The sequence below is a fragment of the Micromonospora sp. WMMD723 genome (genome assembly GCF_049863385.1).
Classification (GTDB): Bacteria; Actinomycetota; Actinomycetes; order Mycobacteriales; family Micromonosporaceae; genus Micromonospora; species Micromonospora wenchangensis.
The window spans coordinates 2371207-2395883 of sequence record NZ_JBMKNR010000001.1 but is presented as its reverse complement, the minus strand read 5'-3'; the positions used below and the strand labels follow the sequence as shown (position 1 = coordinate 2395883).

Genomic DNA, 24677 nt, shown 5'->3' with positions numbered 1-24677 from the left:
GTTCCGGGTCGCCGCGCCCCACCTCACGCGGTGGCACCATCACGCGGCACAGGGAGCGGAATGGTCGACAGCGGGCACAGGCGACGGCAGCGACGACGGGTTCCGGTGATCTCCCCGGTGCTGCGTCCGGCGCTCTGGTCGGCCCTGCTCGGCGCGGTCGCCGCGATGGCCCTGGCCACCCCGGTCTACGCCGACCCGGCCCTGCCCGACACCGTCCCGGACACCGGTTCCCGGCCGGTGGCGACCGGCTCGCTGCAACTGCCCGGCGCGGCGGCCCCCGGCTACCCGACCGCCGGCCAGCCCGGCTACCCGACCACGCTGCCCGTCGGCGGCCTGCCGACCAGCCCGCTGCTGTCCCAGATCGACACGCTGACCGCGCAGAACGGCCAGCTCGCCGACCAGCTCCTCCAGCTCGAGAAGCAACGCGACGACGCCCGGGTGCAGCTCACCGGCGTGCAGAGCGAGCTGACCCGGGCCCGGGGCGCGCTGACCGTGGCCGAGCAGCAGGCCAACGCCGTCGCCGCGAACGCCTTCAAGGCCGCCGCCGCCCTGCCGCCCGGCGAGTTCGCCCGCGACCTGCACGGGCTGAGCGTCCTGCAACGGGTCTCCCGGGGTGAGCAGGCCGACGGCGAGACCACGGCGGCGTCCGGCGAACTCTCCCGCGCCCGTACGGCCGAGCAGGTCGCCGCCCAGGCGGTCACCGCGGCCACCGACCGGGTCCGGCGCGCCGAGGAACAGTTCGCCGCGGTGCAGAAGGCGCTGCGCGACAACGATGCCAAGATCGCCAAGCTGCGGGCCGACAACCAGGCCCAGCTCATCGCCCTGGAGAAGCAGCAGGAGGCCGCCGAGCAGAAGCTCGGGTCGGCGTACGTCGAGGGGCAGAGCAGCAGCGGCCTGAACGCCAGCCCGCAGGCGCTCGCCGCCGTGCGGTACGCGCTGGCGCAGCTCGGCGACCCGTACCTGTGGGCGGCCGAGGGCCCGGACCGGTTCGACTGCTCCGGTCTGATGTGGGCGGCCTACCGGTCGGCCGGCTACTACGACCTGCCCCGGGTCGCCCGCGACCAGTACTACGCCACCCGCGGCCGGACGGTCTCGCAGAGCGCCCTGCTCCCCGGCGACCTGCTCTTCTTCGCCTCGGGTAGCAGCTGGACGACCATCCACCACGTCGCGATGTACATCGGCAACGGGCGGATGGTGCAGGCACCCCGCAGCGGAGACGTGGTCAAGATCTCCCAGGTGCGGTGGTCCAGCCTCTACGCCTCCACCCGCGTCGTCGGCGCGGTGACCAGCCCCGGGGCCCCGGTCACCCCGCCGCCCACCCCGAAGCCCACCACGGCGTCGCCGAAGCCCACCACCCCCACGCCGAAGCCCACCACGGCGTCGCCGAAGCCGACCACACCCACGCCCCGGCCGACCGGAGGGTCGACCACCGGGCCGACGAAGCCGCCGACCACTCCGAGGCCGCCGGTCACCTCCGCGCCGCCGACCCCCACGCCGACCAGGACCGCCGACCCGACACCGAGCCTCACCGGTTCCGGCACCCCGAGCCCGGAGGACAGCGGCGCGGTGGAGAGCAGCCGGTCGGCGTCCGCCCCGGCGTCGGCGGGTGCCTCGGCGAGCACCGGGAGCTGACCGGCCGGCACCGTCGCGACCGTCCCGTCGGCACTCCGGCTGTGCCGACGGGACGAGATGTGGCACGGTGACACGAGGCACATCCGGTCACCGTTCGCGGGACGCGGGTGCGAGGGTGCGCGGAGGGCGAGCATGGGCGAGCAAGAGGTTCCGGTGGGGCACGTCGACCAGGGACCGGTGCCCGACCCGGCCGAACCCGCCGTCCGCACCGACGCCGGGCGGGCCACCCCGGAACCCGTCGACGCCCCGCCTGGCCCCGACCGGGTCACCAGCATCCCGGCCCGGCCCGGCCCGCCCGCCGACGGCACGGCCCGCGCCACGGCCAGCGTACGTACCGTGACCGCCCCGCTCGAGGGCGGCGACCTGCCGGCGGGGCCGGCGACCGCGACCACCTACCGGGCCGGCACCCCGGCCACCGAGCCGGCCGTTCCGGCCTCCCGAACACCCGAGCCGGACGGCTCCGCCAGCGGCGACCCGACCCCGGGCGGCTCCACCCCGGGCGGCTCCACCCCGGGCGACCCGACCCCGGGCAAGTCGACCCCGGGTGGCCCGATCACCGCCCCGACCTCCCGGGCATCCGACCCGGACGACCCCGCCGACGGCAGCCCGGCCCCGGTCGGGCCGGCGACCGTTCCCGGACAACGCGACAGCTCGGACGGCCGCCCGGCACGGGCCAGCGTCTCCGTCCCCGGGCTCAGCCGGGTCTCCGCCGCCGAGGCGGAGGGTGCGGCGGCCGACGCGGGCACCCGGCCCGGGGATGCCGCCCCCGGGGTGTACCGGTCGACGCCTGTCAACCCGGAGCCACCCGAGCCCGCGCGGCCCCCGGAGCCGGTCCAGCCCCCCACCCCGCCGACGCCGGAGCCGGAGCCCGCCCCCGAACCGCTGCCGGCCCCCACCCCCGAGCCGGCCCCGGGCCCGGTCACTCCCGAGCCGCCCGCCCCCGGCCCGTTCCCCTCGCCGGTCCCGCCGCTGCCCGGTCCCGTTCCGGTCCCGCCCGGCCCGGTCCCGCCCGTACCGGGGCCGCCGCTGCCGCCCCCGGGCCCGGCGGTGCCCCCACCCCCACCGCCGCCCGGCCCGATGCCGGCGCCCCCGTTCCCCCCGCCCCCGGCCGTGCCGGCCACCCCGACGACCTTCCGGGCCAGCGCGTCCGTCACCGTGCCCGCGGCCGGCGGCACCGTCGCCCCACCCGCCTCGGCACCCCCGGCCGGCAGCAGCCCGGCCTCGGCACCCCCGGCTTCCGCGCCCTCCCCCGTCTTCCGGCCGCCCACCTCCGCACCCCCGGCCGCGACGCCCTCCGCACCGGCCAGCCCCACCCCGTCGGCCTCCGCGCCCCCGGCACCCGCCAGCTTCACCCCGCCGGCCTTCGAGACGCCCTCCGCGTTCACCCCACCGGCCGCTGCATCCCCGGCACCTTCCGCCTTCGCCCCGCCGACGTCGGCGCCCCCGGCGCCCTCCGCCTCCACCCCGCCCCCCGCCCCGGTGGGTACCGGCCGAACGGATGCCGGCAACGTGGGGGCAGGCAGCACGGCAGCCGGTTCGGCGATGCCGACGTTCCGGGCCCCGGTCGTGCCCGACCCGGTGGGCGACGGCGCGACCTCGGCGCTGCCGGTGGTGCCGGCTCCCGCACTGCCCACCTGGCCGACGTCCGGGTCCGCACCACGTCGCACGGCCGGCGGCACGCCCCGCCCCTCCTCCGGCACGCCCTACCAGGGCGGCCCGGACCTGGCCAGCGTCGGCTACGGCGGCACCGACGGCCCTGCGCACGCCACGGTCGCCTTCCCGGCCGGCAACCCGGTGGAGAACTCCGGCTCGCTGACCGGGCACATCCTGGCCCAGGGCTGGTCCGACACGCCGGCCCCGAGGTCCAGGACCACCAGGGTGGTGATCGTGCTGGCCGCCTCGCTGGGGCTGCTGGTGGCGATCAGTGTGCTCGTCGTCCTGCTCGCCAACGACGTGATGGACGGGCTGGTCGGCGGCATGCTGTCCCAGTGAGGCCGGCCGTCGGCCACGCCGGTGCAGGGGACGGCCGGGCAGGTGGGGGATGCCCGGAACGGGTGAGTCCGCCCACTACCGGCTCGGGGCACACTGGCGACGTCGCCGGAGCGCCGTACACTTGTCGGGATCACTGACCCGGCACGCGTGGCGTGCCCCTGGGCGATCTTGCGGGCGATTCGGCGGCGTATCCATGCTGCGGCGGGCCATCGCGAAGATGCGCCCCGCTCGAAAGGCATTTCTTGACCACCTCCGTTGACCCCGGCACCAGTCCGTCCGTCCACGACCTCCCGACCGACGACGTCACCCCGGCCACCCCCGTCGGCTTCGCCGACCTGGGTCTGCCCCGGCAGCTCGTCGACGCTCTCGCCCGGCAGGGCATCACCACCCCGTTCGAGATCCAGCGGGCCACCCTGCCCGACGCGCTCGCCGGCCGGGACGTCCTCGGCCGGGGCCAGACCGGCTCCGGCAAGACCCTCGCCTTCGGCCTGCCGATCGTCGCCCGGCTGGCCGAGCTCAACCGGGCCCGGCCGCTGCACCCGCGCGCCCTGGTCCTCGTCCCCACCCGCGAACTGGCGATGCAGGTCAACGACGCGCTGCTGCCGCTGGGCAAGGCCGTCGGGATCTTCCTCAAGACCGCCGTCGGCGGCGTGCCGTACGACCGGCAGATCGACGCGCTGCGGCGGGGCGTCGAGATCGTCGTGGCCACTCCGGGCCGGCTCGGTGACCTGATCAACCGGGGTGTCTGCGTCCTGGACGACGTCGAGGTGACCGTCCTCGACGAGGCCGACCAGATGGCCGACATGGGCTTCCTTCCCGAGGTCACCGAGCTGCTCGCCAAGACCCCGGCGGGCGCCCAGCGGCTGCTGTTCTCGGCCACGTTGGACGGTGACGTCGACGCCCTGGTCAAGCGGTTCATGACCGACCCGGTGACGCACTCCACCGCGCCGTCGACCGCCTCGGTGTCCACGATGGACCACCACCTGCTGCTGATCCCGCCGCACGACAAGTTCGCCGTGGCGGCGTCGATCGCGGCCCGGTCCGGCCGGACGATGCTCTTCGCCCGTACCCAGCTCGGTGTCGACCGGCTGGTGGAACAGCTCGGCGCGGTGGGCGTACGGGCCGGTGGGCTGCACGGCGGCAAGACCCAGCGGATGCGTACCAAGACCCTCGCCGAGTTCCGCGAGGGACGGATGGACGTGCTGGTCGCCACCGACGTGGCGGCCCGGGGCATCCACGTCGACGGGGTGTCCCTGGTGCTGCACATCGACCCGCCGAAGGACCCGAAGGACTACCTGCACCGGGCGGGGCGCACCGCGCGGGCCGGCGAGTCCGGCGCGGTGGCCACGCTGGTGCTGCCCAAGCAGCGGCGGACCACGCTGGCGATGCTGGAGAAGGCCGGCGTGGAGCCGGCCGAGACCCGGGTGCGGGCCGGCGACGCGGTGCTCACCGAGCTGACCGGTGCCCGCGAGCCCAGCGGTGTCCCGGTCCGCGAGGAGCCCGAGCCGCGCCGGCACGGCGACCGCCCGCGCCGCTTCGGCGACCGGGACGCCCGGGGCTACGGCGGCGACCGGGGCCACGGCGGCAGCCGGGACGGCCGCGGCGGCTACGGCGGGGAACGGCCGAGCGGCAGCTACGGCGGGGAACGCCCGGCCCGGGAGCGGAGCTACGGCGGCGACCGGCCGAGCGGGGACCGCCGCTACGGCGACCGGCCGTACGGTGACCGCGCCGCCCGGGACGACCGCCCCACCGGCGACCGGGGCTACGGCGACCGGACCGGGAGCGGCGACCGGGGCTACCGCGACCGCACCGGCGGCTACCGCGATCACGGTGACCGGACCGGTGGCGACCGGGGCTACCGCGACCGCCCCACCGGCGGGCCCGGCTACGGCGAGCGGACCGGCGGCGGGCAGGGCTTCGGTGGGCAGGGCTTCGGTGGGCAGGGCTTCGGCGAGCGGACCGGCGGCGGTCACCGCGAGCGGCCGAGCGGCGAGCGCGGCTACGCGGAGCGTCCCCGGACCGACCGGAGCTACGGCGACCGCGGCGACCGGGGTTACGGCGACCGGCGCTTCGGCGAGCGCAGTGAGCCACGCTTCGGCGACCGGGACGCCCGGGGCGAGCAGCGGTCCGGTGAGCACCGGTTCGGCGGCGGCGACCCGCGTGGCACCGACCGTCGGGGCGGGTTCCGCACCGAGGGACGGGTCCGGGACGACCGGCCGCGCGACGACCGGCGGGGTTTCGGCGGCCGCCCGCCGGCGCGTACCCACTGATCGGATCGGGGAGCGGGCCGTCCCGGCCACGATCCCCCGAGGTTTTCCGACGCCGCCCCGGAGCACCGGTTCCGGGGCGGCGTTCGCGCATGCGCTGCCGTCGACGCCCTGCTGGCGTAACGTCCGGACCATGCCGAGGTCACTTTTCTGGAGCCGGACCGACACCGCCGGGGCCGAGCACGCCGTCCTCGACGACGGGGCCGGGTTCGCCGCGCACGGCACCCAACTGGCCGTCGACCCGGTCCCCTACACCTGCCGCTACCGGTTGGAGACCGGCTCGGACGGGGCCACCACCTCGCTCGCCGTGGAGGTGGAGGGGGCCGGCTGGTCGCGGAGCGTACGGCTGGAACGTGGCGCGGACGGGTGGCGGGTGCGCACCGGCGAGCAGGGTGACCTGGACGCGGCGCTGCGGGCGGCCGGCCAGCCACCGGCCGGGTTGCCCGGCATCGAGGACACCGACCGGCTGCACGCGGCGCTCGACGTCGACCTGGGCGGCTCGGCCCTGTTCAACAGCCTGCCGATCCGTCGGCTGGGGCTGGCGGGGGCCACGTCCAGCACCGAGCACCGGATCACCGTGGCGTGGGTGCTGGTGCCCAGCCTGGAGGTGGTAACCGGCGAGCAGGTCTACACCGCGCTCGGTCCGGGGCGGGTGGGGTTCACCAGCGACACCTTCCGCACCGAGCTGGAGGTGGACGGCGAGGGGCTGGTCCGGCACTACCCCGGGCTGGCCGACCGGGCCGACCTGGGCTGACGGCGGAACCGGGCGGGCACGGCCGCGCCGGGGTCAGCCGGCCCGGCTCCGGGGGTCAGCCGGGCCAGCTCCCGGTGCTGAGGAACCGGTCGATGGTGGCCAGGTGCGGGGCGAGGTCGAGGCCCTGCGCGGCCACCCAGTCGTCGTCGTAGTAGGTGTCGGCGTACCGGTCCCCGGCGTCGCAGATCAGCGTCACCACCGAGCCGGGCCGCCCCTGCGCGAGCAGTTCGGCGATCAGCCCGAACGCCCCCCACAGGTTGGTGCCGGTGGAGCCACCGACCCGCCGGCCGAGCACCGCCGAGCCGGCCCGCATGGCGGCCAGCGAGGCGGCGTCGGGCACCTGGGTCATCCGGTCGACCACCGAGGGCAGGAAGGACGCCTCGACGGTGGGCCGGCCGATCCCCTCGATTCGCGAGCCCCGGCCGGTGCGTACCGACCAGTCGGCGGCCTGCCACGCCGGGTAGAACGCCGAGTTCTCCGGGTCGACCACGCAGAGTTTGGTGGGCAGCCGCTGGTAGCGGGCGTACCGGCCGATGGTGGCGCTGGTGCCGCCGGTGCCGGCGCCGACCACGATCCAGGCGGGCACGGGGTGCCGTTCCAGGGAGAGCTGGGCGTAGATCGACTCGGCGATGTTGTTGTTGCCCCGCCAGTCGGTGGCCCGTTCGGCGTAGGTGAACTGGTCCATGAAGTGCCCGCCGCTGTCCTCGGCGAGCCACCGCGCCTCGACCACCACCTTGGCCGGGTCGTCGACCAGGTGGCAGCGCCCGCCGTGGAACTCGATCTGGGCGATCTTCTCGGGTGAGGTGGAGGCGGGCATCACGGCGACGAACGGCAGCCCGAGCATCCGGGCGAAGTACGCCTCGGAGACCGCCGTCGAGCCGGACGACGCCTCGATCACCGTGGTCGCCGGCCCGATCCAGCCGTTGCAGAGCCCGTAGAGGAACAGCGAGCGGGCCAGCCGGTGCTTGAGCGAGCCGGTGGGGTGCACCGACTCGTCCTTGAGATAGAGGTCGATCCCCCACTGCCGGGGCAGCGGGAACGGCAGCAGGTGGGTGTCGGCGGACCGGTTGGCGTCGGCCTCCACGGCGGCGATCGCCTCGGTCACCCACACCCGGCTGGCCTCGTCGCACCGGTCGAGATGAGTCACGTCGGCAACGGTACAAGCGAGGTCAGCTCGGGTTCGGGCCGGCCCGGCGTCGTTGCCGGCGCTGCCCTGCCCGGCCCGCCACCCGGATCACCGGGAGCAGCGCCAGCGCCAGCCGGGGGAAGGCGTCCAGCAGGCGTACCTGGGCACCCCGCCAGCGGGGCAGGCTGACCACCGGCCGGGGGCGGCGGGCGAGCCGGGCGACCCGGGCCGCGACCCGTTCCGGGCGCAGCAGGGTGCCGGTGAAGGAGGCCACCGCGCCGTCGTCGTCCAGCCGGTCGTGCAGCATCGGCGTCCAGATGCCGTCCGGGCAGAGGCAGGAGACGTGTACGTCACGCAGCCCGGCCGTCCGCAGGTCGGCGAGGGTGCCGATGCTGAACGCGAGCAGCGCGTGCTTGCTGGCCGCGTAGACGGTTTCGCCGGGGGCGGCGACCAGCCCGGCCAGGGAGACGACGTTGAGCACGTGCCCGTGCCGCTGGGCGCGCATCACGTCGAGGGCGGCGAGGGTGCCGTTCATCGCGCCGAGCGCGTTGACCTCGACCACCTGCCGTCGGGTGGCCGGGTCCTGCGTCCAGGACGGGCCGGTGACCAGGATGCCGGCGTTGTTCACCCACAGCCCGAGCCCGCCGCGACCGGCCGCCTCGGTGGCCACGGCGGCGCAGGCGGCCGGGTCGCGGACGTCCAGCGCCCGGGACCATCCGCCGAGCGGCGCGGCGGCGCGCGCGACCGCGTCGGGGTCCAGGTCGGTCAGGAGTACGGTCCAGCCGTCGGCGTGCAATGCGGCGGCGACGGCCCGGCCGAGCCCACCCGCCGCCCCGGTCACCACGGCGGTGGTGGGCGTCATCGGCGCAAGGTATCGCCGTCGCCCCGCCCGCACCAGCCCTGCCCGCACCAGCGTCGGTCGGCCGGTCAGGAGGCCGGCGGCTCGATCGGCTGGGGCCGGTTCTCCCACTTGGTCGACAGGGCGATGCCGGTGCGGGTGGAGGCCACCCCGGGGGTACGGCTCAGCCGCACGATCAGCTGTTCCAGCTCGGCGATGGTGCCCACCCGAGCCTTGAGCAGGAAGGATTCGACGCCGGCCATGAAGTAGCAGGACTCGATCTCGGGCATCTGCCGGAACGTCTCCAGCACGTCGTCGGTGTCCCCGCCGGAGTCCTCGACGATGCCGATGAGCGCGGTCACGCCGAGGCCGATCGCCTCCGGCTCGACCTCGGCCCGGTAGGCCCGGATGACGCCGCTGGACTCCAGCTTGCCGACCCGTTCGTGCACGGCCGGCGCGGAGAGGCCGACCTGCCGGGCCAGCTCGGCGTACGACAGGCGGGCGTTACCGCGCAGTAGTTCGACGAGGCTCCGGTCGATCGCGTCCACGGAGGGTGAGCCTATCCGTTGGGGCGTAACGTCCGGCGACCGGCATCCGTTGGATCTGACAGCAGGTGACAGTTCGCAGACCGACGGTCAAGGGAGTCCCGCGCCGGTACCATTTACTAACTTCCCACTCCGTGCGTTTTTCGCGTTTGGCGGACAGGCCAGTTCGCTGGTGCTGTAATTGCCATACGTCCCTCATGACGGCTCTGGGCTCGCACCGGCCGGGGGCAGTGTGTTCAGCCGAGGGCTTCGTCGACGCGAGGAGGGGGCTGTGGACACTGGAGATCGCCTGCTGACACCGGGTGAGGTCGCCGCACTGTTTCGGGTGGACCCGAAGACTGTGACGCGGTGGGCGGCGGCCGGCCGGATAGGCAGCATCCGGACTCCAGGCGGGCATCGCCGGTTTCGGGAATCCGAGGTGCGGGCCCTGCTGGAAGGGGAGGGCATGTTGGACGAGGCGGAAGACATGGGCAAGCCACGTAACGTGGGCCCGGCCGCCTCGACCGGGCCGGGTCCGGCCAATGCCGGGATGTACTGAATGGTGCGAGACGGACGCGCGGGCCGGCCGAAAGGTCCGGCCCGCCGCCGACTGAACGGGCGGCGGACCCGCCGGGACTGACCGTTGCGGCCCGGCTGACCCGTTGTGGCCCGGCTGACCCGTTGTGGCCCGGCCGGGCACTCGCCCCGATTGGCGACGGCGGTCGGGCACACACGTCCGGACACAACGGCGGTGGCCGTGGTGGTCAGCGGTCGGCGGCCAACTCGCCCGACCAGCGGCGGAACAGGGTGTGCGGCACGCCCAGGGCGTCCAGCACCTTGCCGGCGACGAAGTCGACCAGTTGCTGCGCGGTGGCGGACGCGCCCGCGCCGTAGAAGCCGGGGCTGGCCGGCAGCACCACCGCGCCGGCGTCGTGCAACGCGATCAGGTGCTCCAGGTGGCTGCGGGTCACCGGGGTCTCCCGGGGCACCAGCACCACCGGGCGTCGTTCCTTGAGGTTGACCTCGGCGGCGCGTTGCAGCAGGTCCTTCGACAGGCCGATGGCGATGCCGGCGCAGGCCGCCGTGCTGGCCGGCACGACCGCCATGCCGCGTACCCGGTAGGAGCCGCTACTCGGGCCGGCGGCGATGTCGCCGGCCGGCCAGTGCCGCACGTCGTCGTCGGTGAGGTCCCGGCCCAGCCAGCCGGCGAGGTCCTCGGCCCAGTGACCGTCCCGGAACGGCCGGCCGGTCTCGTCGAGGACGGTCAACCGGGCGGCCCGGGACACGATCAGGTCCACCGGATGCCCGGCGTCGAGCAGGCCCCGGACGACGGCCGCCGCGTAGGGGGTGCCGGACGCCCCGGAAACCCCCACCACCCATGGTTCGCGCATAAGCCCAGCCTGCCTGGTGTACGCCGACCGCCGACGCCCACCCCCGCAATCGCCCCTGCCGGCACGGTGCGGTACCGGCCGGTCGACCCACCGTCGCCGTACCGGTGGTCCGGGCCTCCCACCGCAGGCCCGGACGGCACGTCGACGCTGGACCTGCGATGCTGCGGACGAATGATCCACACGGTACGGGGGAGACATCGGTAATGGTCGACGAGATCCTCTGGTCGTTACGGTCGGCGTGCCCGATCCCACCCCGGCTCTCCCCGTACGCCGACGGGGTGCAGGAGTGGTTGCTGGAGCTGCTGCCCCGGCTGGGTCTGCCGTTGGGTGCCGAGGCGTTGCACCGGCTCGACCGGGCCGGCTTCGCCAGGTACGCGGGCCGCCTCTACCCCGACGCCAGCGAGCCGGATCTGCGTACCGTGTCGGCCCTGTTCACCTGGTTCTTCCTGGTCGACGACGCCTGCGACGGGCCGGACCGGCTGCCGTCGGAGCAGATCCGGGCGCTGCGCCGCGGGACGCTGACCCTGCTGCACGACGGTCCCCGCCGGCGGCACCCGGGGTTCGGGGGGCCGCTGCGCCGGCTGCTGGTCGAGGCGTGGCGGATGCCCCGGCGCCGGATGCCGGCCCGCTGGCGGCTGCGGTTCGCCGACGCGGTCGGTGACCACCTGGACGGCAACTGGCGGGAGGCGGTGGCGAAGGAGAGCGGCCGGACACCCGGCGTGGCCGAGTACGTCGCGTTGCGCCGGGCCACCTCGGCGGCGTACGTGTCGTATCCCCTGATCGAGTTCGTCGGCGGCCGGGCGCTGCCGGACGCGGTCTACCACCATCCGCTGCTGCGCGGGATCGGTGAACTCGGCAACGACCTGCTCTCCTGGTACAACGACCTCGCCTCGATGGAACGGGACCGGACCACCTCCGGCGGGCACAATCTGGTGCTGGCACTCGCCGACGAGCGGGACGTGCCGGTGGAGCGGGCTGCCGAGCTGGTCGCCGACCGCTGGCGGGACACGATGACCCGGTTCCAGGCGCAGTGCGCCGCCGTCCCGTCGTTCGGCCCGGCGCTGGACGGCTCCGTCGCCGCCCACCTCGACGGCATCGCGAACGCCGTCCGGGGCACCATCGACTGGACCCTGGAAAGCGCCCGCTACCCCGTCCACCCCCACCCCTGACACCCGACGCCCCCCGCCCCTGCCCTGCCCCGGCCTGCCCCGGTGATCAAGAGGTTTGCGTCAACTTGAAGATCAAAATTGACGCTAACCTCTTGATCACCTGACGCAAACCTCTTGATCACCGAGGGCAGCAGGCAGGACAGAGGCGGAGCAAGGGGCGCAGGGCAGGGGCGGGCGGGACGCAGAGCAGGACAACGCCGGCGGCGGGGTGCAGGACACCGCGTGGTGCAGCGCCGCGCGGGTGCAGGACACTGCGGGGTGCAGTGCCGGGCGCGGGTGCAGGACATTGCGGGGTGCAGTGCCGGGCGCAGGGTGAGCTAGGAGCGGGGTCAGGCGGCGAGGTCGAGGCGGATCACCAGGTCGAGCAGGGCGAAGACGAACAGGGCGATGCCGACGAAACCGTTGGCGGTGAAGAAGGCCCGGTTGACCCGGCTCAGGTCGGTCGGGGTGACCACCACGTGCTGGTAGCCGAAGGCGACCGCGGTGAGCGTCAGCCCGATCCACCACGGCCAGCCGAAGCCGACCAGCGCACCGAACCAGATGAACAGCACGAACGTCACCACGTGCGCCACGGTGGAGGCGTGCAGGGCGAAGCGCCGGCCGTAGCGGGCGGGGACGCTGCGTACGCCGATCTGACGGTCGACCTCGTCGTCCTGACAGGCGTAGATCAGGTCGAAGCCGCCGATCCACAGGCCGACGGCTGCGCCGAGCAGCCAGGCCGGCCCCGAGCCGGCGAAGGTACCGGTGACGGCGAGCCAGGCGCCGACCGGGCCGACCGCCTGGGCGACCGCCAGGATGGCGTGTGGCCAGTCGGTGAACCGCTTGCCGTAGGGGTAGACGACCAGCGGGATGACGGCGAGCGGGGCGAGCACCAGGCAGAGCGGGTTGAGCAGGGCGGCGGCGGCGAGGAAGACCACCAGGGCGACGGCCGCGCCGGTCCAGGCCGTCCGCACGCTCACCGCCCCGGTGACCAGTTCCCGCCCGGCGGTACGCGGGTTACGCGCGTCGATCCGCCGGTCGAGGATGCGGTTGGCGGCCATGGCGAACGTCCGTGCGCCGACCATCGCCACGGTGATCAGCAACAGGTCGAGCCAACGCACCCGACCGCCGTTGACCTGCATCGCGGTCAGCGCCGACAGGTACGCGAACGGCAGCGCGAAGACGGAGTGCTCGATCGCGACGAGCTTGAGGAAGGACTTGACCCGGCCGGGGCGGGCGGCCGGGTGGACGGCGGTGGCCATCAGAGCCCGTACTCCTTCCAGCGCTTGTCGACCAGCGAGGTGACCTCCGGCGACATGGTCATCTCCTCCGGCCAGCCCCGGGTGTAGCCCTCGGCGGGCAGCTTGCGGGTGGCGTCGACGCCGACCTTGCCGCCCCAGAACTGCTGGTAGGAGGCGTGGTCGAGGTGGTCCACGGGGCCCTCGGTGAGCAGCAGGTCGCGGGCGTAGTCGACGTTGCCGAAGGCGCGGAACGCGACCTCGTTGTAGTCGTGCACGTCGCAGTCGGCGTCGACGATCACGATCAGCTTGGTCAGCGACATCAGGTGCGCGCCCCAGATGGCGTTCATGACCTTCTGCGCGTGCTTGGGGTAGCGCTTGTTGATCGACACGATCGCGCAGTTGTGGAACACCCCGGCGGCCGGCAGGTCGTAGTCGACGATGTCCGGGATCAGCAGCTTGAGCAGCGGCTGGAAGATCCGCTCGGTGGCCTTGCCGAGGCCGTGGTCCTCCTGGGGCGGCTTGGACGTGACGATCGAGTGGTAGACCGGGTTGCGCTGCATGGTCATCGTCTCGACGTGCAGCACCGGGAACGGCTCGACCGGCGTGTAGAAGCCGGTGTGGTCGCCGAACGGCCCCTCGGGTAGCCGCTCACCGGGTTCCAGGTAGCCCTCCAGCACGATCTGCGCGTGCGCCGGCACCTGCAACGGGACGGTCAGGCAGTCGACCATCTCGACCCGTTCGCCGCGCAGGAACCCGGCGAACAGGTATTCGTCGATGTCACCGGGGAGCGGCGCGGACGCGGCGTAGCTGACCACCGGGTCGCAGCCGATGGCGATGGCGACCGGCAGGCGTTGGCCGAGCCGTTCGGCGACCGCGTGGTGGGCGGTGGAGTCCTTGTGGATCTGCCAGTGCATGCCGAGCGTGCTGCGGGAGTGCTGCTGGAGGCGGTAGAGCCCCAGGTTGCGCTTGCCCGTTTCCGGATGCTTGGTGTGGGTCAGCCCGTAGTTGTGGAAGATCCCGCCGTCGCCGGGCCAGACCTGGAGGCCGGGCAACCGGTCGAGGTCGACGTCGTCGCCGGAGTAGACCACCTCCTGGCAGGGGGCGGTCTTGACCTTGCGCGGCGGCACCGACTTGAGCTGCATGACCTTGCCCAGCCCCTCGCGGATGCCGGACCAGCCGACCGGCAGCTCCGGCTTGATCAACGCGCCGATCCGGTCGCCGATCTCGTCGAGCGATCCGACGCCGAGCGCCATCGCCATCCGCTTCTCGGTCCCGAACAGGTTGATCGCCACCGGCATCTCGCCCCGGGTGGGCCGCTCGAACAGCAGCGCCGGCCCGCCGGCCCGGACCGTCCGGGTGACCACCTCGCTGATCTCCAGCGTGGGGTCCACCGGGACGGTCACCCGCCGCAGCTCGCCCGCGCGCTCCAGCGCCGCGAGGAAGTCCTTGAGATCGGTGTACGGGAAGCCACGAGCCGCCATACGGCCAGTCTCCCGCACCCCGACCGGCAGCGCCCACGCCGGGTACGCCCCAGCGGTGTGCGCCTCCCCACCCGGACCGGTACGCCTCCCCGCGCCGGCGGACGGCCGCCACGCTCAGAGACACGCGGAGGGACGGCCCTCATGGCGGCCACCGTCCACCGGCGTCTCTCCCGCCGACAGTTGCTCGTTGCACGGGTGACGGTGGGGCGGGTGCCAGCCGTCGGCGTCGGGACGGGGCGGGGATGGGCGACGGACGGGTTCCGGCGGGGTTCACCGAGCAGCGGGCGCAGGTCGGTGACGTGACGGTCAACTACGTCCGGGGGCGGTCGCGGGCCGACCCTGGTGCTGCTGCACAGGCCGGGCCGGCGGTGTGGAACTACGGCTTCTTCAGCCTCACCAAGGGCCTGCCGGAGGAGCTGGTCGCCGGCCGGGAGGCACGCTGGGTGGACCGCTTCACCGACTCGATCATGGTGAACAAGGGCAGCATCGGCGCGGACGACATCGAGGAGTACGCCCGGCACCTGACCGACCCGGCGCACCTGCGGGCCAGCTTCGACTATTTCCGGGCCTTCGCGCAGGACGTCAAGGACAACACCACGTACCGGAAGAATCCGCTGCCGATGCCGGTGCTGGCCGTCGGCGCGGCGGCCAGCCTCGGCGGCCAGGTCGCCGACCAGGTGCGCCGCTACGCCCGCACGGTCGACGGCCGGGTGGTCAACGACAGCGGCCACTGGCTATTCGAGGAGCGCCCCGCCGAGCTGACCGCCCTCCTGCTCCCCTTCCTGCACGACTGACAGCCCTCGGTCTGGCGAGATCAGGTCGACCCAGAGATGTCGGCGATGGGGCGGAGGCGTTCGTCGAAGGGTTATGCCGTCTCCGTCCGGCCTTCGGCGGTGCGGGCGGTGACGATACGGCGCAGCACGTCGAGGGCGTGTTCGGCTTCTGCGTGGCTCACCGGCTCGGTGCGGGTGGTGACGTACCTGGTCAGAGTGTCGCGGATGATGTCAGAGCGACGGACTGCGGTCTGCTCGGCGAGGCGGTCGAGTTGCTTCACCAGCGCCACCGGCAGCCGGGTGCTGACCAGCGCCATCGGTGTCTCAGGTGCGGTGCCGGAGGCTGGCGTCGCCGTCATGGACCTGATGACCGGCGCCAGGCTGTCGGTGTGCTGGAACCATGCCACGACCTCGTCTTTGGTCATCCGCTCAAAGTCCGGCTCGGTCAAAGGACTCGCCTCCTCCATTCGTCGAGGTCTGCGCCACGCAGGGCCCGAGCCCCGATGATCTTGTATGTGCTCGTCGCACCGATGCGGTCACACAGTGCGGCGATCACTCGACCACTGTCGGCGCCGAAACCGTTGCGGCTGGCGTTGTCCAGACCTTCGTCGGTCCAGACATACTCGCCATCCGATACCTCTCACGCGTAACACGTTGTAATACGACCGCTCAGGATCACTGCGGTCAGGCCACCGGCTCCCAGGCGTACGCGGCCAGGGGCGGGTCGAGCGGGGCCCGGGAGAGCCGGTTGGCGAGGGTCGAGATGGTGTACGTCCCGACCCCGAGCACCACGTCCAGGGCGTGCCGGGGCCGGTAGCCGGCGTCGAGGAAGGCGGTCAACTCGTCGTCCGGCACGTCGCCGGCGTGGTCGAGGACGGCGAGGGTGAACCGGCGCAGCGCCGCCAGCCGGGGTTCGGGCAGGTCGGTGCCGTCGCGCAGCGCGGTGACCAGTTCAGCGGCGGCACCGAGTCGGGTCAGGGTGGCGGTGTGCATCGCCACGCAGAGGTGGCACCGGTTGCGGGTGGCGACCGTCAGCACCACCACCTCCCGTTCGACTGGTGCGAGGTCGGTGGCCTCGAAGGTCGCGGAGGCGGTCAGGAACCCCCTGAGCAGCTCGGGCGATTCGGCCATCAGCCCGACCGCGCCGGGCAGGTGGCCGAGTTTCCGCTGCACGCCGGCCATGGTCGGCCGGGCGGCGTCGGGCGCGGTGTCGAGGGTGTGCGTGGTGAAGCCGGGTCGGGACATGACGGTACCCCTCACGTACGATAGTCAACGTGGTTGTCGAAACAGTAAACCAGGTTGTCGAACATGTCGACGGGTGACCCCGAGCGCCCCGGTTTCGTGCTGCCGCTGCTGCTGCTCGCCGGATTCCGCAGCCTCGTCGACGACCTGCACGCCGAGCTGGCCCGACAGGGGCACCCCGAGCTGCGGCCGGCGCACGGCTTCGTGCTCCAGGCCGTCGGCGTCGCCGGCACCACGGCGTCCGACCTGGGCCACCGCCTCGGCGTGTCGAAGCAGGCCGCCGGCAAGACCGTCGACCGGCTGGTGGCCCTCGGCTACCTGGAACGCGCCGACGACCCGGCCGACGCCCGCCGGAAGCTGATCCGGATGACCGAAAAAGGCGTCGACGGGCTGCGCCGCTCGGCGACGATCTTCGACGCGCTACGGGAGCAGTGGGTGGGCCGGCTCGGCGCGGAGCGGGTGGCCGCCCTGGAGGACGACCTGCGGGCGGTCACCCCGCCGGATTCCTTCCGACTCGACGTCCCCGGCTGGTTCGGTAGCTGAAACGCCCTCCGGGCACACCCTGCCCGACGACCGAAGCGGGAGTCGGAAACGCACCCGACGACCGACCCGGGAGTCACGGGTGGGCCGGCCTGTGCGACGGGAGCGCCCGCCAGTCGGCGGGCGGTCAGCGGCGGCGGGTCTGCGCGACGAAGGCCCGCCAGGCGGCCGGGGCGAAGGTCAGCACCCCGCCGTCGCGGTCCTTGGAGTCCCGGACGTGCACCCGACCGGGCAGGTTGTCGGCGACCTCGACGCACGAGCCGGAGTCGTTGCCGCTGCGGGTGGCCTTGCGCCACCGGGCGTCGGTCAGATCCATGGCTTCACGATCTCCTCAAGCAGGTCGATCGACTGCTGCCGGGGCAGCGCCTCACTGCGCAGAGTTTCCCATTTGCCCAGCAGGGTCGCCACCCCGTCGATGTCGTCCACCACCGTGCCACCGGTCTGCGTGTCGAGAAAGCCCACCCAGTCGCCGTCGGCCGAGCGCCCCAGGATGAACGGGCCGGCAACACCGGGATGCAGGCCGACGGCAGCCGGCAGGACGTGCACGTTGACGTGTGGCCGGCGGGCGCACTCGATCAGGTGCCGGAGCTGACCGGCCATCACCTCGGCGCAGCCCTCGGCGAACCGGCGGAGCGCAGTCTCGTCGATCACTGCGGTGAGCTGCGGCGGATGCTCCCGGTCGAGGATCTCCTGCCGGGCGAGTCGGGCCGCCACCAGCTCCTCGACCCGCTCGGCGGTGTGTCCGAGGTCCAGCCGGAACACCGCCCGCGCGTAGTCGGCGGTCTGCAACAGGCCCGGCACCACCGACACCGCGAAGCAGCGCAGCTGGGTGGCCGTCCGCTCGGCCTCCAGCCACGGGCGGAACCAGACCGGCTCACCGTCGCGCCGCCCCAGCTCGCGCAGGGCGACGAAGAGGCCGCCGCTGTCGAACACGTCGTCGGCGCGCTTCAGGTAGGCGTGGTTCGGCACGACCTGCCCCAACTCCACTGCCGACACCGTCGACGGGGAGTAGTGCACCCGGCGGCCGAACTCCTCCTGGGTCAGGCCGGCGGTCGCCCGCGACCGGCGCAACTGGGCCCGGATCAGCTCCGCCGTCGACACCTGCTCGCTCATCCGGCACTCCTATCGGGACGGCGACCGTCCACCCGGCAGCGGACGGGATCACCGTGTCGCAGAGTAGTCATCAGGAAGCTCCCTGTCAGACCCCGCCGCTCCACAGTCCCGCCAGTGTTCCCCGGCCCCGCTCCGGCACCGCTCCCGAATCCCCGGCATCCAGGGGAGGTCCGGCGGCGCCCGCTCACCGATTCCGGGCTCTGCAATTCGTATAACTACACTTCTAAGAACTGTAGTTATACGTTCCGCAGGCCGTGGGGCGTCGACACAGCCCGCTTCTCCGGCGGAGGATGGGCGCATGGACGACGCGTACACGGTGGGCGATCCGGACGGCCTCTCCCCGCTACAGCGGGAGATCCGCGACGCGGTGGCCCGGGAGCTGCACGCCCAGCTCGCCCTGCGGGCCGAGCGCCTCGACCTGGCCGACGTGCCGGAGGTCGCCTACCAGGTGACCCTGGGTGTCGACCGGGTGCTCACCGGCCGGCTCACTCCACCCCGGCGTACGAGTGCAGGCCGGTGAAGAAGAAGTTCACCCCGAACAGGTTCATCAGCACGGTCAGGAAGCCGAGCACCGCGATCCAGGTCGCCACGTTGCGCCGGACGCTGGGCGTGGCGCGGGCGTGCAGGTAGCCGGCGTAGACCACCCAGGAGATGAACGCCCAGGTCTCCTTCGGGTCCCAACCCCACGCCCGGCCCCAGGCCGCCTCGGCCCAGATCGCGCCCGCGATCACCGCGAACGTGAAGATCGGGAACGAGAAGGCGTGCAGTGCGAAGGTCAGCCGCTCCAGGTCGGCCGCCCCGGGCAGCCGCCGGGCCAGCGTGTACGGGAAGCTGCGCCGCCCCTGCTCGTAGCCGTTGCGCAGCAGGAACGACACCGCCGGCACCACGCCCAGCAGGAAGATGCCGGAGGAGAAGACGATCGTCGACACGTGGATGATGAACCAGTACGACTGGAGCGCCGGCATCAGCGGCACCACCGGGACGTAGAGCTTCAGCTCGGCGAAGGCCAGCAGCAGCACCATGACCAGGGTGAGGAACAGCCCGAGCCGGCGCAGTGACGGCCGCTTCCAGAGCACCACGAGCCAGGCGGCGGTTCCGATCCAGGTGACCGTCAGCACGAACTCGTACATGTTGCCCCAGGGCATCCGGTCGGCCGCGATGCCCCGGGTGACCAGCGCGCCGAGGTGCAGCGCGGCGGCGAGCACGGTCAGCCCGGCGGCGATCCGCCCGGCGAGCCTGGCCCGCCCCGCCGACCGGCTCGGCCGGGTCGAGGACGGCGTGCCGGTGCCGGTGTCGCTCGGCACAGGCCCGTCGACCTTGTCGACACCCGCGCCGCCGACGCCCGCGCCGACCAGTTCCCGCGCCGGGGCGACCCGGGCCGACACCGCGCGGACGTTGCCCAGGGCGTACTCGACGGCGTGGCTGATCATCGCGACCAGGTACACCAGGATCGCGAACGTCACCAACTGGTCGGAGACTGCGGACATCACTCGACTCCCTCTCGCGCCCGCCGCTCGGGCCGCCCGTCGTCGCGTACCGCGGCGACGAGGGACGCGAACTCCTCGGCGAACCCCGGATGCTCGGTGCGCGGCAGCCCACCGGCCGACACCAAACTACTACCGCCCGTCGGAGATCCACTGTCGGGGGGCGTCACCCGGAACCAGACCCGCCGCCGACGGCCGAACAGCGAACCCATCAGCCCGACCAGCAGCACCACGCAGGCACCCAGCATCAGCTTCTCGCCCGGGTCGTGCCGGACGGAGAGAGTGACGTACCGCTTGGTGCCGAGGAACTCCAGCTTGCTGCCGTCGTCCAGGGTCCACGTCTCACCCGGGGCGAGCTTCTTGTCGCCGACCTGCTTGAGCTTGCCGTTGGTCACCTGGCGCTGGTCGAGCTGGTAGACCGAGCCGGGGATGCCGGCGTCCAACCCCAGGTTGCCCCGGTAGGCGGCCAGCACCACGGCCGGGTTGCGCTCCTCGGGGAACCGCGACGAGACGAACGGCGCGGTGGCCGGGGCGGTCGGCAGGTAGAGCCCCTCGAAGGCGACCTGCTGGTCGGCGTCCCGGCGGCCGGTCGCCGGGTCGACGTTGGCGTCCGGGAAGGCGGCCACCCCCTCGCTGGTGAGGTTGGCGTCGCCGCTGGTCAGGAACGGCACCGTGCTGGTCTGGCTGCGGCCGTACCGGTCGGTGTATTTCAGGATCGGGGCGTAGCCGTGGCCCAGCAGGTAGACGTTCGCCGAGCCGAGCCGCAGCGGCGAGTTGACCGAGAAGTCGGCGGTCCGCCGGTCCGAGCCGTCAGGCCGGTCCACGGTCACCGTCGCGCGGTAGCTCTCCGGCTGACCGGACGGCAGGAACCGGGCGTCGAAGTTGTCCAGGGTGAGGCAGAACGGCGGCAGGTCGGCGCTGTCGACGCGCGGGCCGAGCTTCGCCTCGGCGTACTGCTGGCGGGTGTTGCAGAAGGCCTCGTCGGCGACGAGCAGGCGGTTGCCGTGCCAGCCGTACCACGAGCCGAGTGCGACGCCGATCAGCACGGCGACCAGCGAGGTATGGAACAGCAGGTTGCCGGTCTCCTTGAGGTAGCCCTTCTCGGCGGAGACCTCGTTGCCGCGCACCTGCACCCGCCACCGGCGGCGACGCAGCACCGCGGCGATGGCCTGCGGGTCGGCGGCCCCGGGCGACTCCAGCACGGTGTGCTGCGGCAGCCGGTCCAACCGCTTCGGCGCGGCCGGCGGCCGGGCCCGCAACGCCCGCACGTGGTCGCGCATCCGGGGCAGGATGCAGCCCACCAGCGAGGTGAACAGCAGCAGGTAGATGGCGGAGAACCAGACCGAGCCGAACACCTCGAACGCGCCGATCCGGTCGAGCCGCGGGGCCAGCTCGGGGTGCTCGACGAAGTACCTGTCGACGTTCTCCGGGTTGACCCCGCGCTGCGGCAGCACCGAGCCGGGGATCGCCGCGACCGCGAGCAGGAACAGCAGGATCAACGCGGTACGCATGCTGGTGAGCTGCCGCCACGAGTTGCGCAGCAGGGCCAGCAGCGGGTTCGGCCGGCGGCGGGGGGCCTCGGCGGGTGGGCTGGCCGGACGGTCCTCGACGGTCGTCATCAGATGCTCACCTCGCCGGGGCCCACTGTCGTCTGCAACCAGATCACGAAGTTCTGCCAGCCGCCGGTGACCAGCGCCAGGCCGATCAGGATCAGCAGCACCCCGCCGATCCGGGTGACCCAGCGGCTGTTGCGCCGGACCGCGCGGAACACCCCGAGCAGCCGGTGGAAACCCAACCCGAAGACCACGAACGGCAACCCCAACCCCAGGCAGTACGCCACCGCAAGCACCACGGCCCGGTCGGTCTGCCCACCGGTGGCGGCCATCCCCAGCACCGCGCCCAGCGTCGGGCCGGTGCACGGCATCCAGCTCAGCGCGAACACCGCGCCGAGCACCGGCGCACCGAGCAGCCCGGCGGCGGGCAGCCGCCGGATCCGCAGTTCCCGCTGCATCCCGGGGAGCACCCCCAGGTAGCTCAGCCCGAGCAGGACGATCAGCGCGCCGATGACGACCTGGAAGGTGCGCTCGTAGTCGAAGAAGATCCGGCCGAACCCGGCGAAGAGGATCGCGGTGGCGGTGAAGACGACGGTGAACCCGGCGATGAACAGCAGCGTCCCGGCCAGCACCCGGCCCTTGACCGCCGCCACCGGCCGGGCCGCCGTCCGGGTCGCCGTCGCCACCGGGCCGTCCGCCGGTGCCGAGCCGCCGTCGTCCGGGTCGGGTCCGCCGCCGGCCGGGGTGGTCGGTCGGGCGCGGCCCTCCAGGTCGGTGCCGGCCAGTCCGGTCACGTACGACAGGTAGCCGGGCATCAGCGGCAGCACGCACGGGGACAGGAAGCTGACCAGCCCGGCGAGCGCCGCCGCGCCGATGGCCAGCAGCAGCGGGCCGGACTGGGCGAGTTCGCGGAACGTCTCGCCCATCAGCGGGAACCGGTCGACGCCGGCTCTTCGGCGGCGATCCGCTCGACGATCGGCCGCAGCCCGTCGGTGGTGACGGCGGCCCGGATCACGGTGGCGATCCGGCCCTGCCGGTCCAGCACGACGGTGGCCGGGATCGTGTTCGGGGGGATGTCCAGGGCCAGCGCCAGCCGGCTGGCCGGGTCGAACAGGCTCGGGTAGGTGACCCGGCCCTCCTCGAAGGCGATCGCCTTGTCCCGGCTGTCCTGCACGTTGATGCCGAGGAAGGTCACCCCGGACGCCCTGGTGGCCTGGTAGGTGGCCTCCAGGTCGTCGGCCTCGGCGCGGCAGGGCGCGCACCAGGAACCCCAGAAGTTGACCACCACCACCTGGCCCCGGGCCTGGGAGGTGTCGTACCGGCCGCCGGTGAGCAGGTCACCGGCGATCGTCGGGGCGGCGGAGCGTTGGTCGGGGGCGCACTCGACGATGCCGCCGTTGTTGGCGCAGCGGCTCTCCTCGGTGCCGGAGGAGCAGCCGACCAGCGCCGCCCCGGCGGTGACGGCGGCGAGCAGGACGGCCAGCGGCCTCCGGGAACGCATCTCAGGCCCCCTTGGCCGTCCGGGCTGTCGCGGACATGGCGATCAGGTGGGCGGCCGGTTCGGAGTACCCGATACCGACCACCTTCGCCCCGTCGAAGTGGAAGGAGGTGAGGCTGGCCAGTCCGCACTGCCGGCGACGCGGGTCGTGCCAGAGCCGCTTGCGCTCGACGTAGCGGCGCAGCGTCCAGATGGGGAGCTGGTGGGAGACGATGACCGCCTCGCGTCCCTCGGCGGCCACCCGGGCGGCGTGCAGCCCGGCGAACATCCGCTCGGCGATGGCCCGGTACGCCTCGCCCCAGCTCGGGGTCACCGGGTCGCGCAGCACCCACCAGTTGCGCGGGTCGCGGAACGAGCCGTCGCCGGGCGAGACCTTCTTGCCCTCGAACCAGTTGGCGCTCTCGATCAGCCGCTCGTCCACCCCGACCGGAAGCCCGAACTGGCCGGCGATCGGCTCGGCGGTCTGCTGGGCGCGTTCCAGCGGGCTGGCCACCACGTGCACGATCTCCCGCTCGGCGACCGCCTGGGCGGCGGCCTTGGCCATCTGCACGCCCAGCTCCGACAGCCGGAAGCCGGGCAGCCGGCCATAGAGGATCTGGTCCGGGTTGTGCACCTCGCCGTGCCGCAGCACGTGGACGACGGTCTTACTCACTGGCGTTCTACCCCCCGTGGCCTGCCGCTGCCGCTGCTGTCGCCGCACCGGGCAGGGCGGCGGCGATGTGCTCCAGGGCGGCGTCGTCGAGCGCCGCCGACACGAACCACGACTCGAACGCGCTCGGCGGCAGGTAGACGCCGGCGGCGAGCATCGCGTGGAAGAACGCCTTGAACGCGGGCACCTGCTGGGTGCGGGCGCTGTCGTAGTCGACCACGTCGGCGTCGGTGAAGAAGATCGAGAACATGCTGCCCGCGTACGACAGGCGGTGCGGGACCCCGGCGGCGGCCAGCGCGTCGGCGGCGAGCTTGCCCACGACGGCGGCCGTGTCGTCGAGCCTGCGGTAGAGGGCGTCGTCGGCGAGCCGCAGGGTGGCCAGGCCGGCGGCGCAGGCCAGCGGGTTACCGGAGAGGGTGCCGGCCTGGTAGACCGGGCCGGCCGGGGCGAGCCGGGACATGATCTCCGTGCGTCCGCCGAAGGCCGCGGCGGGCAGCCCGCCCCCCATCACCTTCCCGTACGTCCACAGGTCGGCATCCGACGGGTCGAGGCCGTGCCAGCCGGCGCGGGAGACCCGGAACCCGGTCATCACCTCGTCGACGATGAGCAGCGCGCCGTGGGCGTGGGCGATCGCGGCGAGCCGGGAGTTGAAGCCGTCGCGGGGGGCGACCACGCCCATGTTGCCGGCGGCGGCCTCGGTGATGACCGCCGCGATGTGCGGGCCCTGCGCGGCGAACGCCGCCTCGACGGCGGTGAGGTCGTTGTAGGGCAGCACGATGGTGTCGCCGGCCGCCGCGCCGGTGACCCCGGGCGAGTCGGGCAGCCCGAGGGTGGCGACGCCGGAGCCGGCGGCGGCGAGCAGCCCGTCGGAGTGGCCGTGGTAGCAGCCGGCGAACTTGATGATCTTGGCCCGGCCGGTGAAGCCGCGGGCCAGCCGGATCGCCGACATGGTCGCCTCGGTGCCGGAGTTGACCAGCCGGACCTGCTCGACCGGGGTGCGGTCGACGATCTCGGCGGCCAGCTCCACCTCACCGGGGGTGGGGGTGCCGAAGCTGGTGCCGAGGGTGGCGGCCTCCCGCACCGCCTCGACCACCTCGGGGTGGGCGTGGCCCAGGATCAGCGGCCCCCAGGAACAGACCAGGTCGACGTAGCGTCGCCCGTCGGCGTCGTACAGCCAGGGACCCTCCCCCCGGACCATGAAGCGCGGGGTGCCGCCGACGGCACGGAACGCGCGCACGGGGGAGTTGACCCCGCCCGGCACGATGGCGCGGGCGCGGTCGAACAGGGCCTCGGAGGCCGGCGCGTCGGCGGGGTAACGGCCGGTGCCGGCGGAAAAGGTATCGGTCACGATGCGGCCCATTGTGTCAGCGCCGGCCGGGGAATCCGCAGCCACCCCGGGGCCGGGTTACCCGGCTCACCTCACCCGACGAC

Annotated in this window: 25 protein-coding genes; 9 read left to right on the top strand and 16 right to left on the bottom strand. The window is 73.6% G+C overall.

The window, feature by feature from the left end; all coding sequences use genetic code 11:
• The first annotated feature begins 60 nt into the window (after positions 1-60).
• From ACN261_RS10885 to ACN261_RS10870, 4 genes are all read left to right on the top strand, one after another.
• Positions 61-1632: an NlpC/P60 family protein gene (locus ACN261_RS10885; RefSeq protein WP_425849818.1), complete on the top strand. Its 1572-nt coding sequence runs from the start codon at positions 61-63 to the stop codon at positions 1630-1632.
• A gap of 132 nt (positions 1633-1764) precedes the next feature.
• Positions 1765-3624 (top strand): hypothetical protein, encoded by a 1860-nt coding sequence (locus ACN261_RS10880; RefSeq protein WP_425849816.1) that lies wholly within the window; start codon positions 1765-1767, stop codon positions 3622-3624.
• Between the two features lie 242 nt (positions 3625-3866).
• Positions 3867-5894, top strand: a complete 2028-nt coding sequence (locus ACN261_RS10875; RefSeq protein ID WP_425849814.1) for a DEAD/DEAH box helicase — start codon at positions 3867-3869, stop codon at positions 5892-5894.
• A 130-nt stretch (positions 5895-6024) separates the two neighbouring features.
• Positions 6025-6645 carry a putative glycolipid-binding domain-containing protein gene (locus ACN261_RS10870; RefSeq protein WP_425849812.1) on the top strand — a complete coding sequence of 207 codons (621 nt, stop codon included), beginning with the start codon at positions 6025-6027 and terminating at the stop codon, positions 6643-6645.
• Between the two features lie 55 nt (positions 6646-6700).
• On the opposite strand, the gene ACN261_RS10865 is transcribed toward ACN261_RS10870, so the two are convergent.
• From ACN261_RS10865 to ACN261_RS10855, 3 genes are all read right to left on the bottom strand, one after another.
• Positions 6701-7792, bottom strand: a complete 1092-nt coding sequence (locus tag ACN261_RS10865; protein WP_302739960.1) for a PLP-dependent cysteine synthase family protein — start codon at positions 7790-7792, stop codon at positions 6701-6703.
• 22 nt (positions 7793-7814) lie between these two features.
• Positions 7815-8633: an SDR family NAD(P)-dependent oxidoreductase gene (locus tag ACN261_RS10860; RefSeq protein ID WP_425849810.1), complete on the bottom strand. Its 819-nt coding sequence runs from the start codon at positions 8631-8633 to the stop codon at positions 7815-7817.
• Between the two features lie 65 nt (positions 8634-8698).
• On the bottom strand, positions 8699-9157 hold the full coding sequence (locus tag ACN261_RS10855) for an Lrp/AsnC family transcriptional regulator (RefSeq protein ID WP_088642067.1): 459 nt from the start codon (positions 9155-9157) through the stop codon (positions 8699-8701).
• Between the two features lie 268 nt (positions 9158-9425).
• Here ACN261_RS10855 and ACN261_RS10850 point away from each other — a divergent pair, with 268 nt between their 5' ends.
• Positions 9426-9692 (top strand): BldC family transcriptional regulator, encoded by a 267-nt coding sequence (locus ACN261_RS10850; RefSeq protein WP_334452084.1) that lies wholly within the window; start codon positions 9426-9428, stop codon positions 9690-9692.
• A gap of 205 nt (positions 9693-9897) precedes the next feature.
• Here ACN261_RS10850 and ACN261_RS10845 read toward each other — a convergent pair whose 3' ends face one another.
• The gene (locus tag ACN261_RS10845; protein ID WP_421485070.1) at positions 9898-10524 is read right to left on the bottom strand and encodes a UbiX family flavin prenyltransferase; all 627 of its coding nucleotides are present in this window, start codon (positions 10522-10524) and stop codon (positions 9898-9900) included.
• A 203-nt stretch (positions 10525-10727) separates the two neighbouring features.
• Between ACN261_RS10845 and ACN261_RS10840 the strand changes: the two genes are divergently transcribed.
• Positions 10728-11693 (top strand): terpene synthase family protein, encoded by a 966-nt coding sequence (locus ACN261_RS10840; RefSeq protein ID WP_421485069.1) that lies wholly within the window; start codon positions 10728-10730, stop codon positions 11691-11693.
• A 329-nt stretch (positions 11694-12022) separates the two neighbouring features.
• Here the strand turns inward: ACN261_RS10840 and mqnP are convergent, their stop codons facing one another.
• Complete coding sequence (gene mqnP, locus ACN261_RS10835) at positions 12023-12934, bottom strand: menaquinone biosynthesis prenyltransferase MqnP (RefSeq protein ID WP_425849806.1); 912 nt, start codon at positions 12932-12934, stop codon at positions 12023-12025.
• Positions 12934-14394, bottom strand: coding sequence for a menaquinone biosynthesis decarboxylase (locus ACN261_RS10830; protein WP_363650080.1), 1461 nt, complete (start codon positions 14392-14394; stop codon positions 12934-12936). The genes mqnP and ACN261_RS10830 overlap by 1 nt, the downstream gene beginning before the upstream one ends.
• 242 nt (positions 14395-14636) lie before the next feature.
• On the opposite strand from ACN261_RS10830, the gene ACN261_RS10825 reads away from it, so the two are divergent.
• Complete coding sequence (locus ACN261_RS10825) at positions 14637-15188, top strand: alpha/beta fold hydrolase (RefSeq protein ID WP_363650078.1); 552 nt, start codon at positions 14637-14639, stop codon at positions 15186-15188.
• 71 nt (positions 15189-15259) lie between these two features.
• Here the strand turns inward: ACN261_RS10825 and ACN261_RS10820 are convergent, their stop codons facing one another.
• Together ACN261_RS10820 and ACN261_RS10815 are read right to left on the bottom strand one after the other, a co-directional pair.
• A complete protein-coding gene (locus ACN261_RS10820) occupies positions 15260-15616 on the bottom strand; it encodes a ribbon-helix-helix protein, CopG family (protein WP_363650076.1) in 357 nt (118 codons plus the stop codon).
• A gap of 235 nt (positions 15617-15851) precedes the next feature.
• Positions 15852-16427 carry a carboxymuconolactone decarboxylase family protein gene (locus ACN261_RS10815; RefSeq protein ID WP_363650074.1) on the bottom strand — a complete coding sequence of 192 codons (576 nt, stop codon included), beginning with the start codon at positions 16425-16427 and terminating at the stop codon, positions 15852-15854.
• Between the two features lie 48 nt (positions 16428-16475).
• Between ACN261_RS10815 and ACN261_RS10810 the strand changes: the two genes are divergently transcribed.
• The gene (locus tag ACN261_RS10810; protein ID WP_363650072.1) at positions 16476-16952 is read left to right on the top strand and encodes a MarR family winged helix-turn-helix transcriptional regulator; all 477 of its coding nucleotides are present in this window, start codon (positions 16476-16478) and stop codon (positions 16950-16952) included.
• Positions 16953-17076: 124 nt separating this feature from the next.
• On the opposite strand, the gene ACN261_RS10805 is transcribed toward ACN261_RS10810, so the two are convergent.
• Together ACN261_RS10805 and ACN261_RS10800 are read right to left on the bottom strand one after the other, a co-directional pair.
• Complete coding sequence (locus ACN261_RS10805; RefSeq protein ID WP_363650070.1) at positions 17077-17265, bottom strand: DUF397 domain-containing protein; 189 nt, start codon at positions 17263-17265, stop codon at positions 17077-17079.
• Positions 17256-18062: a helix-turn-helix domain-containing protein gene (locus tag ACN261_RS10800; protein WP_363650068.1), complete on the bottom strand. Its 807-nt coding sequence runs from the start codon at positions 18060-18062 to the stop codon at positions 17256-17258. Before ACN261_RS10800 ends, ACN261_RS10805 begins: the two co-directional genes overlap by 10 nt.
• Positions 18063-18360: 298 nt before the next feature.
• Here ACN261_RS10800 and ACN261_RS10795 point away from each other — a divergent pair, with 298 nt between their 5' ends.
• On the top strand, positions 18361-18582 hold the full coding sequence (locus tag ACN261_RS10795; protein WP_088642055.1) for a hypothetical protein: 222 nt from the start codon (positions 18361-18363) through the stop codon (positions 18580-18582).
• Here the strand turns inward: ACN261_RS10795 and ccsB are convergent.
• The 6 genes from ccsB to hemL are packed head-to-tail and all read right to left on the bottom strand — an operon-like array spanning position 18548 to position 24594.
• The gene (gene ccsB / locus ACN261_RS10790) at positions 18548-19549 is read right to left on the bottom strand and encodes a c-type cytochrome biogenesis protein CcsB (RefSeq protein ID WP_421485066.1); all 1002 of its coding nucleotides are present in this window, start codon (positions 19547-19549) and stop codon (positions 18548-18550) included. The two genes, ACN261_RS10795 and ccsB, sit on opposite strands and share 35 nt — an antisense overlap.
• On the bottom strand, positions 19549-21165 hold the full coding sequence (gene resB / locus ACN261_RS10785) for a cytochrome c biogenesis protein ResB (protein WP_425849802.1): 1617 nt from the start codon (positions 21163-21165) through the stop codon (positions 19549-19551). Before resB ends, ccsB begins: the two co-directional genes overlap by 1 nt.
• On the bottom strand, positions 21165-22025 hold the full coding sequence (locus ACN261_RS10780; RefSeq protein WP_425849799.1) for a cytochrome c biogenesis CcdA family protein: 861 nt from the start codon (positions 22023-22025) through the stop codon (positions 21165-21167). The genes resB and ACN261_RS10780 overlap by 1 nt, the downstream gene beginning before the upstream one ends.
• The gene (locus ACN261_RS10775; RefSeq protein ID WP_357925353.1) at positions 22025-22600 is read right to left on the bottom strand and encodes a TlpA family protein disulfide reductase; all 576 of its coding nucleotides are present in this window, start codon (positions 22598-22600) and stop codon (positions 22025-22027) included. Before ACN261_RS10775 ends, ACN261_RS10780 begins: the two co-directional genes overlap by 1 nt.
• Position 22601: 1 nt before the next feature.
• A complete protein-coding gene (locus tag ACN261_RS10770; protein WP_088642050.1) occupies positions 22602-23249 on the bottom strand; it encodes a histidine phosphatase family protein in 648 nt (215 codons plus the stop codon).
• 7 nt (positions 23250-23256) lie between these two features.
• The gene (gene hemL / locus ACN261_RS10765; protein WP_421485063.1) at positions 23257-24594 is read right to left on the bottom strand and encodes a glutamate-1-semialdehyde 2,1-aminomutase; all 1338 of its coding nucleotides are present in this window, start codon (positions 24592-24594) and stop codon (positions 23257-23259) included.
• Between the last annotated feature and the right edge of the window lie 83 nt (positions 24595-24677).